Annotated in this window: 12 protein-coding genes and 1 pseudogene; 6 read left to right on the top strand and 7 right to left on the bottom strand. The window is 69.9% G+C overall.

The window, feature by feature from the left end; genetic code table 11:
• Positions 1-122: 122 nt before the first annotated feature.
• The 4 genes from R2N01_RS11500 to R2N01_RS09325 form a co-directional block, all read right to left on the bottom strand.
• On the bottom strand, positions 123-476 hold the full coding sequence (locus R2N01_RS11500; RefSeq protein WP_399553272.1) for a nucleotidyl transferase AbiEii/AbiGii toxin family protein: 354 nt from the start codon (positions 474-476) through the stop codon (positions 123-125).
• Positions 473-859, bottom strand: a complete 387-nt coding sequence (locus R2N01_RS11495; RefSeq protein WP_399553271.1) for a type IV toxin-antitoxin system AbiEi family antitoxin domain-containing protein — start codon at positions 857-859, stop codon at positions 473-475. Before R2N01_RS11495 ends, R2N01_RS11500 begins: the two co-directional genes overlap by 4 nt.
• 312 nt (positions 860-1171) lie before the next feature.
• Positions 1172-2194: an Abi family protein gene (locus tag R2N01_RS09330; protein WP_316670538.1), complete on the bottom strand. Its 1023-nt coding sequence runs from the start codon at positions 2192-2194 to the stop codon at positions 1172-1174.
• A 141-nt stretch (positions 2195-2335) separates the two neighbouring features.
• Positions 2336-2758, bottom strand: a complete 423-nt coding sequence (locus R2N01_RS09325; protein ID WP_316670536.1) for a hypothetical protein — start codon at positions 2756-2758, stop codon at positions 2336-2338.
• 169 nt (positions 2759-2927) lie between these two features.
• Here R2N01_RS09325 and ppsR point away from each other — a divergent pair, with 169 nt between their 5' ends.
• The 3 genes from ppsR (at position 2928) to R2N01_RS09310 (ending at position 8473) form a co-directional block, all read left to right on the top strand.
• Positions 2928-3815 (top strand): pyruvate, phosphate dikinase/phosphoenolpyruvate synthase regulator, encoded by an 888-nt coding sequence (ppsR, locus tag R2N01_RS09320; protein WP_316670534.1) that lies wholly within the window; start codon positions 2928-2930, stop codon positions 3813-3815.
• 307 nt (positions 3816-4122) lie between these two features.
• Positions 4123-6780: a pyruvate, phosphate dikinase gene (gene ppdK, locus R2N01_RS09315; RefSeq protein ID WP_316670532.1), complete on the top strand. Its 2658-nt coding sequence runs from the start codon at positions 4123-4125 to the stop codon at positions 6778-6780.
• A gap of 289 nt (positions 6781-7069) precedes the next feature.
• Positions 7070-8473, top strand: a complete 1404-nt coding sequence (locus R2N01_RS09310; protein ID WP_316670531.1) for an FHA domain-containing protein — start codon at positions 7070-7072, stop codon at positions 8471-8473.
• A 145-nt stretch (positions 8474-8618) separates the two neighbouring features.
• On the opposite strand, the gene R2N01_RS09305 is transcribed toward R2N01_RS09310, so the two are convergent.
• The 3 genes from R2N01_RS09305 to R2N01_RS09295 all read right to left on the bottom strand — a co-directional run bounded on the left by R2N01_RS09305 (position 8619) and on the right by R2N01_RS09295 (position 11489).
• On the bottom strand, positions 8619-8837 hold the full coding sequence (locus tag R2N01_RS09305; protein ID WP_316670529.1) for a hypothetical protein: 219 nt from the start codon (positions 8835-8837) through the stop codon (positions 8619-8621).
• 209 nt (positions 8838-9046) lie between these two features.
• Entirely contained in the window at positions 9047-10687 is a 1641-nt protein-coding gene (locus R2N01_RS09300; protein ID WP_316670527.1) for a HAMP domain-containing sensor histidine kinase, read from the bottom strand.
• A 67-nt stretch (positions 10688-10754) separates the two neighbouring features.
• Positions 10755-11489, bottom strand: a complete 735-nt coding sequence (locus R2N01_RS09295) for a response regulator transcription factor (protein ID WP_316670526.1) — start codon at positions 11487-11489, stop codon at positions 10755-10757.
• A 359-nt stretch (positions 11490-11848) separates the two neighbouring features.
• Between R2N01_RS09295 and R2N01_RS09290 the strand changes: the two are divergent.
• The 3 genes and pseudogenes from R2N01_RS09290 to R2N01_RS09280 form a co-directional block, all read left to right on the top strand.
• Positions 11849-12973: pseudogene (locus tag R2N01_RS09290) on the top strand (anion permease); the annotation flags it as partial.
• Between the two features lie 137 nt (positions 12974-13110).
• The gene (locus R2N01_RS09285; RefSeq protein WP_316670522.1) at positions 13111-13341 is read left to right on the top strand and encodes a hypothetical protein; all 231 of its coding nucleotides are present in this window, start codon (positions 13111-13113) and stop codon (positions 13339-13341) included.
• A 61-nt stretch (positions 13342-13402) separates the two neighbouring features.
• Positions 13403-13765: alpha/beta-hydrolase N-terminal domain-containing protein (locus R2N01_RS09280; protein WP_316670520.1), on the top strand; the 363-nt coding region annotated here is incomplete at its 3' end.

Below are 13765 nucleotides of genomic sequence, written 5' to 3'. Positions count from 1 at the left end.
GTTAATCACTGGGTGTGGAGGCGAAAACGGGATCAATGAAGCGGGCGACGAGGGTGACCTGGTCGTCGAGCTGGGCTTCGCAGACCTCTTCGAGACGCTCTTTGCGCAGCCAAGCGGCCCACTTAGCCTGTCCGATGGCGCCATGGCCCTTCAAATGAGGGCTGACAGGTTCGAGGGTCACGCCACGGTAGCGGGGCAACGGCTTCGGCGGATCGTCGCAGCTCGTGAGGGTCGAAGCCCTGACGGCAGAGTTGGACGATGTCGACGTAGTCGCGCCATCTGGTGCTGGTGATGCCGCGCTCCAGGATGGTGACGGCCTTCTCGGCGATGATTGTCCCGGCCGCGTATCCCAGTGGCTGCAACGGCTCGCCGAGTACTCGGTCGACCGAAACGATGCGAGGTTCTGGAATGATGGGATCTCCTGTGGAGACATCCCATGCCGAGGTGCCCCTCCACGGTCCGATGGATGCGTTCACGCGTACCCGGAAACCGGGGTAGTCGGCGTGTTCTCGAATCTCCTGGACGCTGATGCTGTCGATGTCGAAGGTGGCGGCATCGAACTGGTGCCAGGTGATCGTGTGCTCGGTTGCGGGGGAGCGCCCGCCACGGGGATCGCGACATCGAGAGTGTCGGGAATGGCGTCGGTCAAGTCGTGGTGGGCGAGCGCAGAAGTGAGGCAGATCGTTGCGTCGGATCGCCGGGTCGCGGCTTCGACCGGGCCCCAGTCCATGACCGGCGCGTCTGCGGGGAGGTAGATGCCGCGTGCGACCCGGGTCAGGCCGCCAGCGCAGGCTGCCCGGTAGAGGCCGGTGCGGGACAGTCCAGCGCGGTCAGCGGTTGACGGGGTGATCGGTGTCATGTCCGCACCTCAACTCGGACGGTACGGAATGTCTACAGATAATAGTAGCTGATTACGCTTCGTTCCACTCTGGTACCGAAGTGAAGAGAATCAAAACGCGCCCCTGTGAGTTGACCGGGCGGCTTTGGTTCTGGGGTGTGACTCGTCTGGGCTGTCGGTGCTGATGGGCCGAGAGGCAGCGGCCACTATGCGCAGGGTCGAGCACCCACCCGACCTCGCGCTCGACTTCGCGGATAGGATCTGGTCATCCACTGGGGGTGTGCTTTCCATCTGGCGACGACGTGCGCGTCATAGTCCTGCCGGTCGGCCGGCTCAATCCTGGGTGGGCTGCCAGAGCTCCTCATCGCTCCAGTCGGCCGTGAAGCCCATCGAGTTCTCGGGGGAGAAGGACAAGTTTTTGCATACGGACGAGGGAAAGGTCCGCATGATTGCGACGAAGTCTTGCGGCCAAGTCGAATCCGGAGCGAGCCAACGAAGAAGATATGCTGTGGTCGCGGCGTGGAAATACACTCGGTGGTCCACTGGCGCTTTCGGGGAGATTGCCAGATGCCTCAGCAGCGCTGGCTTCACGAGCATTTTCAGATTAAGTTTGTCGGACTGGAAGGTCACCGAGCGATTCCATACCCGATTGCCGTGGGCGCAGTCGTTTCTCAGAATGTTGAGCGGCCTCAACCATCCGGTGAAGACCTTCGGGTCCTTGACTCCGAGAGACCGTGCGATGGTTCGTTTGTCCTTGTCGTTGAGTAGATCGTATAGGGATATCAGGCATCCCATCGTCATGAAACCGACGGCGGCCCAGATCGGCACTTCTCCGTCGTAATGCTCGGTGAAATGAATGACGAATTCCTGTTTCCCCCTCTTCGCCTTCTTCTGGAGAGAATCATATTCTCCACGCCATACTGCGTATCGTGACTTGTTCTTCTTCTGGTGATGGATTTCCTTGGCTCTTGGGCCGAGTGCTGACTCATCGAGGTGAGCCAGGGCACCTCGTTTTCCCAGGGTGTAACCCGCTTGGACCCGTAATCCTATTTCAAGCTGCTGGAGCCCGCTCAAAAGGATTCCTCGAAGCCTGTGGTCGAAATCATGCAGCGCAACAGCGCCCTCGAAGGAAGCTCCTTCGATGAAGGTCTCGCCTCGTTTCCGCCGTTTCCCCTTGGCCTGTTGCGGATCATCTTCAAAGGCCCGCATCGGATAGGTGTAACCGGACAATCGGTAGTAGCCGATGCGCTTGAGGTCCTGGATGGCGCGAGGAGGATCCGCGACGGTGAGACCCCGACGGCGCAGCAGGTCGAGTTGCTCATCATAGGTACGGTGAGGCTTGGCATACTTCATCATGCGGACCTGATGTTTGAAACATGAAAACAGACCCATCGCGCGCCGGTGGCCGCAGCCGGTGACACGTGAGCGGGGCCTGTGTTGATGATGCTCATGCTACACAGTTGTGGGTCATCATGCAATTGGGTTCCACGAGGGGTTTCAGGGGCGAGCGATGTTCCCGCGGAGCGTCCCGGCTCCGCCCTCAGCCCTCATCGGCGTCCAGGCCCCGCCGGGCGAGTACGGCGGACTCGACAGCGCCCGGCCCAGCTCGTCGAAGAAGGCGCCGATGATCTTGCGGTTGCGCCGCCCCTGCCCGATGAGGGTGGGCAGGGCGCCGCTGGAGGTCAGCTGGACTATCGTGAGGGCCTGCTGCTGATCGGGCTGGGCGATCCGGGCCACCAGGTTCTCGCCCCAGGTGAAGGCGCTGATGCCGGTGGTGAAATGAACGGTCCCGGCGTTCGGGTCGGCGTACTGGAGCCTGTGGCCCAGCTGGGCGACGCTCTGGCACACCGCGTTGAAGACGGCGCCGTAGACGAAGGGGTACTGCATGGCGGAGGTGGTGTGCTGCTCGAAGACGGCCATGGACTGAGCGTATCGCCTCATCGCCGGGCACCCGCGGGGCTTCGGAGGAGGACAGCCTGATCGGGGCGGTCGCATGCGCCGCCCCTCGGCGCGCACGGCCCCGGACGGGGCGTCGTCGGCGGGCGGAACCGCGCGGGCCCGCCGGGGCGGCCGCCGTAGACTGCCCCGCATGGCATCACTGGAGATCCACGTCATCGCCGACTCCTCGGGCGAGACGGCCGCCCGCCTGGCCAGGGCCGCGCGTATGCAGTTCCCCGACCACGAGTTCCAGATCGTCCGCCACGCCCGCGTCCACAACGCCGAGCAGATGCTCGAGGTCTTCGACGCGATCAGCGGCTCGGCCGACCCCGGGCGGGGCCAGGCCGGTCGCGCCGTCTTCTACACGCTCGTCAACGGCGAGCTGCGCGGCATGGTCGCCCGTTTCTGCTCCGACAAGTCCATCCCGAGCGCCGACCTCATGGGCGACGCCCTCGGCGCGCTGGCCGACGCGGCCGGTGCGGACGCCGACGAGGTGCCGATGCGCCCGGTCGGCGTCGAGGCCGACTACTTCGACCGCATCAGCGCCATGGAGTTCGCCGTGCGCAACGACGACGGCGTCATGCCGGACTCGCTGCGCGAGTGCGACATCTGCCTGGTCGGGGCCTCCCGCTCCGGCAAGACGCCGCTGTCGATCTACCTCGGCTACGCCGGCTACAAGACGGTCAACGTGCCGATCGTGCCGGGCATCGAGCCGCCGGCGCAGCTGCGCGCCATCGACCGATGGCGCATCGTCGGCCTGACGATCGACGCCGAGCGGCTCCTGCAGATCCGCACCCGCCGCGTGAAGGGCCTGGGCGGCTTCGGCCAGAAGGACGGCTACTCCGACCTGCTGAGCATCTACAACGAGCTCGACGAGGTCGGCCGCGTCCAGCGCTCCCTGGGCTGCCCGGTCGTCGATACCACCGGTCTGGCCCTTGAGGAGGCCGCCGCCCGCGTCATCGAGATCGTCGAGGAGCGGGCCCGCAAGTCCGGCGCGCGCCTGCGCCGCCCGGCCGGGTCCATGAAACTGGCCCCTTAGCGGAACACCGGGTCAGGGCCTACACTGACCCTGCCACCGGTCCCGCCCCACGGCGAGCCGGGTTGAGCCTCCCGCGCGGAAAGGGAAGAATCGGGCCCGTGCGCCCGGGGACGAGCGGTGGACAGGCCGGCCGACCGGGACGAACGAAGGGACAATTGAACCTCGGGTGAACCTCGGGCGTCGCGACCGGCGGGACCGACCACCAGTCGGCGCCGGCCCGCCGCCGGCGGGTGTCACAGGTGCCCGGCAGGGGCCCCGCCCCACCCACGCAGATGCATGTCGAATGCATATCGAAGGAGATTGCGCAGTGAGCGAAAAATACATCTACGATCTGTCCGAGGGCGACGCCTCGATGAAGTCGCTCCTGGGCGGCAAGGGCGCCGGCGTCGCCGAGATGATGCGTCTCGGCGTGCCCGTCCCCGACGGCTTCACCGTCACCACCCAGGCCTGCATCGAGGCCATGAACAACGACGGCGAGTGGCCCGACGGCCTCCGCGAGCAGATCGCCGACGCGCTCACCCGCTTCGAGCAGCGCTCCGGGCGCGTACTGGGCGCCTCGGAGAGGCCCCTGCTCGTCTCGGTCCGCTCCGGTGCCGTCGTCTCGATGCCCGGCATGATGGACACCATCCTCAACCTCGGCATCTCCGACGAGTCCGTCGGCGCCATCGCCGACGAGTCCGGCAACGAGCGCTTCGCCTGGGACTGCTACCGCCGCTTCATCCAGATGTACGGCGAGGTCGTCGAGGGCCTGTCCTCCCACGTCTACGAGGACGCCCTGACCGCCATGAAGCAGGCCAAGGGCGCCGAGGCCGACACCGACCTGAGCGCCGCCGACCTCAAGGAGCTCACCGCCGAGTTCAAGCGCATCTCCAACGAGGAGCTGGGCGGCAACTGGACGAACGACCCGCGCGAGCAGCTGTTCCGCGCCGTCGAGGCCGTCTTCCGCAGCTGGCAGAACCCGCGCGCCAAGGTCTACCGGAAGGCCAACCACATCCCCGATGACCTCGGCACCGCCGTCAACGTCATGCAGATGGTCTTCGGCAACCGCGGCGAGACCAGCGCCACCGGCGTCTGCTTCACCCGCAACCCGTCCACCGGCGAGAGGGCCCTGTACGGCGAGTTCCTCACCAACGCCCAGGGCGAGGACGTCGTGGCCGGCATCCGCACGCCGCGCCCGCTGTCCGAGCTGCACGACGTGCTGCCGCAGGCCTACGACCAGCTCGTCGGCACGATGCGCACGATGGAGGACCACTACCGCGACATGCAGGACATGGAGTTCACCATCGAGAACGGCGAGCTCTACATGCTGCAGACCCGCAACGGCAAGCGCACCGCCGCCGCCGCGCTGAAGGTCGCCGCCGATCTCGTCGACGAGGGCCTCATCGACAAGGAGGAGGCCGTGCGCCGCATCGAGCCCGAACAGCTCGACCAGCTCCTGCACCCGGCCATCGACCCGGATCACTCCGCCGCCCCCGTGGTCACCGGCCTGCCCGCAAGCCCCGGCGCCGGCGTGGGCGCCGCCGTCTTCGACGCCGACACGGCCGCCGAGAAGGGCGCGGCCGGCGAGCCCGTCATCCTCATCCGCTTCGAGACGACCCCCGACGACATCCACGGCGTGCTCCAGTCCCAGGGCGTGCTGACCGCCCACGGCGGCATGACGAGCCACGCGGCCGTCGTCGCCCGCGGCTTCGGCAAGCCCTGCGTCGCCGGCGCCACCACCATCAAGATCGACCCCGAGGCCAGGACCGTCGCCATCGGCGACGTCGTCATCGCCGAGGGCGACATGATCACCGTCAACGGCTCCACCGGCGAGGTCTTCAACGAGGCCCTCACCCTCATCCCGCCGCGCCTGAACGAGGACTTCCAGAAGGTCGTCGGCTGGGCCGACGAGATCCGCGACCTGGGCGTCGAGGCGAACGCCGACAACGGCCCCGACGCCGCCAAGGCCCGGGAGCTGGGCGCCGAGGGCATCGGCCTGTGCCGCACCGAGCACATGTTCTTCGGCGAGCACCGCCTGCCGGCCATGCACGAGATGATCCTCGCCACCAACGACGAGGAGCGCCAGAGCGCCCTCGACAAGATCCTGCCGATGCAGCAGGCCGACTTCGAGGCGATCTTCACCGAGATGCGGGGCCTGCCGGTCACGGTGCGCCTGCTCGACCCGCCGCTGCACGAGTTCATGCCGGACCTGGTCAGCCAGGCCCTCAAGGTGCAGGAGCTCGAACTCACCGGGGCCGACGCGGCCGCCCTCGCCGCCGAGCGCACGCTCCTGACGCAGGTCAGGAAGCTGCACGAGCAGAACCCGATGCTCGGCACCCGGGGCTGCCGTCTGGGCATGCTGTACCCGCAGATCCCCGACATGCAGGCCCGCGCCATCACCCGCGCCGCCCTGGCCGTCCTCGACCGCGAGGGCGAGACGGTGAGGCTGCAGATCATGATCCCGCTGGTCCACCTCCAGCAGGAGCTGAAGGCCCAGCGCGAGATCGTCGTGGCCGCGGTCGACGACGAGCTCGCCAAGGCCGGCAAGCAGCTCGACTACGAGGTCGGCACCATGATCGAGCTGCCGCGCGCGGCCCTGTGCGCCGACCAGATCGCCCAGTACGCCGATTTCTTCAGCTTCGGCACGAACGACCTGACGCAGACCACGCTGGGCATCAGCCGCGACGACGCCGAGAACAGCTTCCTCGGCTGGTACGAGAGCGCCGGCGTGGTCAAGCGCGACCCGTTCGCCACCGTCGACGTCGACGGCGTCGGCCAGCTGGTGGCGATGGGCGTTCAGAAGGGCCGGGCGGTCAACCCCGAGCTGGGCGTGGGCATCTGCGGCGAGCACGGCGGCGATCCCGACTCGATCGCCTTCTTCCAGACGATCGGCCTGGACTACGTGTCCTGCTCCCCGTTCCGCGTCCCGATCGCCCGCTTCGCCGCCGCCAAGGCCAAGCTGGCGCAGGCCGACGCCGCGAAGTGAGCGCGTGAGCCGGCCGCCGCGACCCGCGGCGACGGCGCCTGAAAGAGGGCCGGGGGGGAGTACTCCCCCGGCCCTCTTCGCGCGGGTGGCGCCGATGGCGGGGGAAGGCGCCGGGTCCGGCCCCCCTTCCCGTCCGCAGCGGCGCCACTACCTGCGGTAGATATCAAGAAGCTGTGCATCGGCCGTTGTCAGCGCGGAGGCTGTGGGGGCTGTTGACCATCCCCGGGCCGGACGGGCCACAATGGGGAGGGAAACCGCCTGCGCGGCGAAGCCTACGAAAGGACGACGCATGACTGAGCAGGTCAACGACGCCGCGAACGCACCGGCGCAGCCCCGGGACTTCGCGCGGGAGGCGCTGGGCAGCTGGCGCGTCAGCTACCTGCCCGGTTCGTGGCTCGTGCTGTCCGGCCCCAGTTCACTGGTGATGCTGGACGCCCAGCCGGGTCAGGCCGGCGAGTTCGTCAACGACCTGTGGGAGGACGTGGTCGGCGCCGCCTCGGTGTCGGCCCTCGTCGGCAGGCTCGCGGCGCGCGGCCTGGACCGCATCGCCGACCTGGGCGTGCTGTTCATCGAGAACGGCGCCATGCGCACCCTCGTCCGCGGCGGCGTGCGCGTGCTCGACGCCGATACCGGTGCCGTCGTCGTCGACGGCACCGGCGTCATCACCTGGCGCGAGTCCCGCCTCTTCACTGGCCGCGTCCGCGTCGACGTCGGTCAGGGCGCCACCGGGGGACTGGAGCTGCCGCTCGTCATCGGCGCCGCCCAGTGCTCCAGCCTGCTCGTCGACCTGAACGGTCTGCCGCCCGTCGCCGCCGAGGAGCAGCCGGCCCAGGCCGCGCCCGGCGACCAGGGCGGGCAGTGGCACCCGGCCTCAGCGGCCGAGGGGGCCGCCCCGGCGTTCGGCAACGGCCATCACCGCGACTGGACCGGTGCCCCGGGCCAGCCCGAGCCGGTCGAGGGGCGGATCCCCGCCGGCGCCGCCACCAAGCAGTTCGGCGCCGTCGACGGGGGCGACCCCGCATCATACGGCCGGCCCGAGTCCTCCACCGGGCAGGTGCCGGTCCGGGACGAGCCCGCCGACGCCGCGCCGATGAACTGGATGGCCCAGCAGCCGCGCGACGACTCCTTCATGTACGAGGAGACCGAGGTGCTCGGCGACGGCCGACCCGCCCCCCAGGCGGAGCCCGCGACGGGCGCGGCCTGGGACGACCGGTCGGGGTCCTCCGCCGGGGGCTACGGGTCCGACGAATACACGAATTACTCGAGCGGGCAGGACGGCCCGGCCGACCGCACTCTCGGCCAGGAGACCGTCGGGCCCGGCGGTTCCGACGCCTCGCGCGCCGACTGGCCGACCCCGGCCCTCGCCCGGGTCGTCACCATCAGCGGCCTCTCGCAGCCGCTGAACGGCCCGCTGCTCATCGGCCGCTCCCCGCAGCTGCCCGACGGCACGGCGGCCGAGACCATGCGGGTGCCGAGCCCGCACCACGACATCTCGCGCTCGCACGTCTACCTGGAGCCGCAGAACGGCCAGATCCTGGTCACCGACATGAACTCGACGAACGGCACGATCATCTACATGCCCAACGCGAATCCGCTGCGCCTCGAGAACGGCCAGTCCATTCTCGTCCCGGTGGGCACCACGCTCGATCTGGGCGACGGCGAGCAGGTCAATCTCGCGGTGCCGCCGGGCTGAACGGTGCCGGGCGCCGGCGGCGAGCGCAGTCGTCCGCCTGTCCGCCGCCACCGGTACGGCCGTCATCACGCCCGGCGGCGAGCCGGGTCCCGCGGTGATCCGCCCGCGCCTCGGTGCCGGGTCCGAGACGGGGCCGCTGCCGCCCTCAGCCGCGCCTGCCGCGCGCGATGACCGTCCGGACCGCCGCGATGACGGCCGGCGTGACGGCCAGGGCGATGTGCAGCGCGCGCGAGCGCATGACCCCGCCGACGGCCCTGGCCAGGGCTCCCCGGCCGCGCGAGGCGGTACTGAGCGTGCTCCCCGGGCGCTCCTCGTCCCCCTCGCCCGACTCGGTGAATGGGATCAACTGCGACATCGTGCTCACCCCCGACCTGCTCCAGTGCTTCCGGGCCGGTCTCCCGCGGCCGGCCCCCTGCCCAGAGTACGACCTGCGCGGACAGGGCGGCCCGCGCCCTGCGGGAGAATCCGCGGCGATCGGCGCCCCCCGGCGGCGCCGGCCCGGTGGACCGACCGGACCACCGCGCAGGAGAGGGGATGACAAGAAGAGGGGATGATACGGCCTCCGCAGGGGGCTCAGCGCCGCCCGCGCCATGGGCCCTGCCAGCCCCTGGCCCTGGTCGCCTGGCCGGGTATCGGCTCCTCGCGGCGGGCGGCCTGAGGCGGGTCGGCGATGTGCGCCTCGCCGGGTCCCAGGATGCGCGGCATGCGCAGCGTGAAGCAGGAATAGCCGGGGTGCGAGTCGACGGTGGCGGTGCCGTGGTGGGCGTTCATGACCGAGGCCACGATCGCCAGGCCCAGGCCCGTGGAGCCCTCCTCGGAGTGCGTGCGGGCCGCATCGGCCCGGGCGAAGCGCTCGAAGACGTCGTCGATGATCTCGGGCGGCACGCCCGGACCGTTGTCCTCGACGGTGATCACCGCCTCGCGGTCTTCTGCCCTGACCGTCGTCGTGACGATCGTGCCGGCCGGCGTGTGCTTGCGGGCGTTGGACAGCAGATTGGCGACGACCTGGTGCAGCTGGAACCCGTCGGCGCGCACCATGAGCGGGCTGTCGGGCAGGCTCAGGCGCCAGGTGTGGTCGCGGCTGGAGACCTGCGCGTCGGAGACGGCGTTGAGCACGATCTCATTGGCGTCCATGTCGGTGAGCTCGGTCTCGCGGCCGGTGTCGAGGCGGGCCAGCAGGAGCATGTCCTCCACGAGCGAGCCCATGCGCCGCGACTCGCTGGCGATGCGGTTCATGGCGAACTCGGTGCTCTCGGTGAGCTGGTCGGGCCGTTTGAGGCTGAGCTCGGAGTACCCGCGGATGGCGGCCAGCGGATTGCGCAGCTCGTGGCTGGCGTCCGCGACGAACTGCTTGACCTTCGACTCGGACCGCTCGCGGGCCTTCAGCGCGTTCTCGACGTTGTCGAGCATGCGGTTGAACGACCGGCCCACCCGGCCGACCTCGTTGCGCGGGTCGAGATCGCGGGCGTCGAGCCGGTCCGGCAGGGTGACCAGGCCCGTCTCGAGGTCCATCTCGGAGACCATGTTGGCCGTGTTCATGAGGCGGTTGAGCGGGGCCAGCGTCTGCCGGACGATCGCCGTCGCGACGACGGCGGAGGCCACGATGGCGAGCCCCACGACGATGCCCTCGGCCAGGATGAGGCGCTGCATCGCGTGCGTCCACTGGGTCATCGAGATGCCCACGTAGAGCGTTCCGCGCACGCTCGACGTCGTGCCGTCCTGGCCGACGATGGCGACCATGACCGAACGGGCCATCGTGCGGTAGCCGCCCAGCCCGGGCAGCCTGATGTCGTGGGGCTTGCCGTCCGCGGGGACCTCGGCGATCTTCGTGTTCACCTCGTCGGAGGTGTTGACGGTGTTGCGCCGGTCGACGTCCTCGATGATGCCCTTGACGTTGTTCTCCCTGTCGACCAGCACGACGACGGCGCCGACGGGCAGGCCGCCCAGCGGGACGTCGTTCGTGCCGAAGATCGAATCGGTGGCCGAGGTGCCCTTGCCCTGCTCGCCGGGCGAGGCGCCGCTCGACTCCGGGGCGCTGCCCTGCTGGTCCTTCGCGGTCGGCAGGCCGAGCGCCTCCGCGAGCTGGGTGTCCACCTGCTGCACCAGGATGTGATGCACCATGATGGCGCTGAACATGCTCAGGATGACCGCCACGACGGCGACGATCGCGCTGAGGCGGATGACGAGCTTGTAGTTCAGCGTGCCCCGGCCCATCGGGCGCCAGGGTTGCTCCCCCTCGGGGACGGACTCGTCGGCCGGGGGGGACGCGGAACGCCTCGGCTCAGCTGACGGCCGGCTTGAGAACATATCCGGCGCCCCTCATGGTGTGGATCATCGGTGCGCGGCCGGCGTCGATCTTCTTGCGGAGATAGCTGATGTACAACTCCACGACGTTCGCCTGGCCGCCGAAGTCATAATTCCATACCCGGTCGAGGATCTGCGCCTTCGACAGCACGCGCTTGGGGTTCCGCATGAGATAGCGCAGGAGCTCGAACTCCGTGGCGGTCAGGTGGATCTCGTCGCCGCCGCGGGTGACCTCATGCGAGTCCTCGTCCAGGACGAGGTCGCCGACGATCAGTTCGGACTCGGAGCGCTTGGAGGCGGCGCCGCTGCGGCGCAGCAGGGCGCGCAGACGCGCCATGACCTCCTCGACGCTGAAGGGCTTGGTGACGTAGTCGTCGCCGCCGGCGGTCAGGCCGTTGATGCGGTCGGTGACGGCGTCCTTGGCGGTGAGGAAGATCACCGGGATGTCGGGCTGCTCGGCGCGGATGCGGCGCATGACCTCGAGGCCGTCGAAGTCGGGCAGCATCAGATCGAGCACGACGGCGTCGGGGTGCGTCTCGCGGGCCACGCGGACAGCTTCGGAGCCGCTGGCCGCGGTGCTGGGATTCCAGCCCTCGTAGCGCATGGCCATGGACAGGAGCTCGGTGAGGCTCGGCTCGTCGTCGACGGCGAGCACGCGGATCGGCGTGCCATCGGGACGGGAGATGACTTCCGGAGACTGTGGACCTGGCATGCGTCTACTGTGACAGCTCACCCACTGGCTCTTCTATGTCCTGGCTTTCTGTTTTCTGTGAGCTTCACAGGTCTTTGCTGAGTGCCCTGGCCCGGGGCGGGAGGTCGCGACGGGCCCCGGCGGACGCGCGGGAGGAGAGGCCGGCGCCAAGATGAACAGTTGGTTAACAGGCCCGCCCCGTCCTGGGGCGCCACCCCGCGATGCGCAAGAATCGGGCTTGACGGCGGACACCGTCCGGGCCCTGCAGGCGCCTCGCCTGGGGTGGACCGGGGCGGCCTTGCGGGGCCGGGGCCGCCACGAGCGCGTGAGGTGCGTATGACAGCAGTCGCAATTGGCTGTAGTGACAGGTGTGAGGGACGATGACTCTCGCGGTTGTCGTGATCGTGGTCGTGACCGCTCTGGTGTTCGACTTCACGAACGGATTCCACGACTCCTCCAACGCCATGGCCACCTCGGTGGCCACCGGCGCCTTCAAGCCGAGGGTCGCGGTGGGCGTGGCTGCCGTCCTCAACGTGGTCGGCGCGTGCCTGTCCACCGAGGTCGCCAGGACGATCAGCTCCGGCATCGTCAACGACGCCCTGGTCACCCCGACGATGGTCTTCGCCGGCCTCGCCGGGGCCATCGTCTGGAATCTCGTCACCTGGCTGCTCGGCCTGCCGTCGAGCTCCTCGCACGCCATGTTCGGCGGCTTGATCGGCGCCGTCCTGGTCACCGCCGGGCACAGCGGCGTCCACTGGGGCGTCATCGTCTCCAAGATCATCCTCCCGGCGCTCGTGGCGCCCGTCGTGGCCGGCGTGGCCGCGGGGCTCGCCACCTGGTGCGCCTACCGCATCACCGACCACTCGGTGACGCACGCCGGCCGCGTCTTCCGCATGGGCCAGCGCCTCTCCGCCTCGATGGTGGCCCTCGCGCACGGCACGTCCGACGGTCAGAAGACGATGGGCATCATCACCCTCGTCCTCGTCGCCGCCGGCATGCAGGCCCCCGGCGCGCACCCGCACTGGTGGGTCATCGGCCTGGCGGGCGGGGCCATCGGGCTGGGCACCTACTCGGGCGGCTGGCGCATCATGCGCACCATGGGCAGCCGCCTGGTGCGGGTGGAGGCCCCGCAGGGCTTCTGCGCCGAGACCGCCTCGACCGTCGCCATCCTCGCCTCCAGCCATCTGGGCTTCGGCCTGTCCACCACCCACGTGTGCACCGGCTCGATCCTCGGCTCCGGCGTCGGGCGCCGCACCAAGGTCAACTGGTCGGTCGCCGGCCAGATGGGCAGCGCCTGGATCGCCACCCTGCCGTGCGCGGCGATCGTCGGAGCCCTGGCCGGCTGGCTCGCCGAGCGCGGCATCGGCGGCGTGGCCGCCGTCGTCGTGATCCTCCTCGCGGCCGCCGCCGCGATCCTCGTCAGGGCCAACCGCAGCAAGGTGCACCACGGCAATGTGAACGACGCCCCCGCCGGGGCCGCCGGTGCCGGGAACCCGCCGACCGGTCCCGGCGCCGACAACGCCCTCGCCGCCGGGGGCTCCGTCGCCCACGAGGCCGAGAGGGTCCTCGACGAGGCAGCCGGACGCACCGCCGGCAACGGCTCGAGGCACGGCCGGCCGCTGGCCGGCAGCGGGGCGGTGCCGTGAGCATCGATTGGGGGGCGCTGGGCGTCGTCAGCATCGTCACCCTGATCGGCACGGTCTTCGTCGTCGGCGTGGTCTCGTGCGCCGCGCTGCTCCTCGACCTGTCGCACGCGCGGGCCCAGGCCGGCCGGCCGGCGCCGGCCCTGCGCGCCGGCGCGATCGCGCTGGTCGGCTGCTGCGTGCTCATCCTGCTGTGCGGCCTGTGGCTGATCATCCCCTACTTCCACTGACCGACGGTCCGACCGGCCGCGATCCCTCCGGGCCCGGGCGGGGCGCCTCTAGACTGTCGGCATGCGGCTACCCCGTCCTCGCCCGAACCGTCTCGGCGTTCGCCGACCGCACGTCGAGCCCCCATCGGTGGGCGGGTCGATCGGCGCGCTGGCCGGCTACGTCGCGGCCTACGCCCCGTCGCTGCTGCCCCGAACGTGGCCCTTCCAGGGGGTCGTCGCCGCGTTGTCGTCCGTCTTCGGCTACCAGGTCGGCATGCTCGCCGGCTGGGCGGCCGGCCTCGCCGGGGACGTCCTCGGCGTGCGCTTCGATCCCGCCCGGCTGGGCCGGACCGGGCGCCGGGCCCTGACCGGCGCCGCCCTCGCCGCCGCAGTGGCCGCCGCCACACCTTCCCACTGGCCCGTCACGAAGGATACGAAACCCGCG

This window comes from uncultured Propionibacterium sp. (assembly GCF_963539965.1).
GTDB lineage: Bacteria > Actinomycetota > Actinomycetes > Propionibacteriales > Propionibacteriaceae > Propionibacterium.
Note: the sequence above shows the minus strand (reverse complement) of the source record. Positions and strands in the feature narration are given on the sequence as shown.

Coding starts and splice junctions, on each gene's coding strand:
- R2N01_RS11495 (WP_399553271.1), bottom strand. CDS start 859: ATGACACCGATCACCCCGTCAACCGCTGACCGCGCTGGACTGTCCCGC.
- R2N01_RS09330 (WP_316670538.1), bottom strand. CDS start 2,194: ATGATGAAGTATGCCAAGCCTCACCGTACCTATGATGAGCAACTCGAC.
- R2N01_RS09325 (WP_316670536.1), bottom strand. CDS start 2,758: ATGGCCGTCTTCGAGCAGCACACCACCTCCGCCATGCAGTACCCCTTC.
- ppsR (WP_316670534.1), top strand. CDS start 2,928: ATGGCATCACTGGAGATCCACGTCATCGCCGACTCCTCGGGCGAGACG.
- R2N01_RS09310 (WP_316670531.1), top strand. CDS start 7,070: ATGACTGAGCAGGTCAACGACGCCGCGAACGCACCGGCGCAGCCCCGG.
- R2N01_RS09300 (WP_316670527.1), bottom strand. CDS start 10,687: ATGGGCCGGGGCACGCTGAACTACAAGCTCGTCATCCGCCTCAGCGCG.
- R2N01_RS09295 (WP_316670526.1), bottom strand. CDS start 11,489: ATGCCAGGTCCACAGTCTCCGGAAGTCATCTCCCGTCCCGATGGCACG.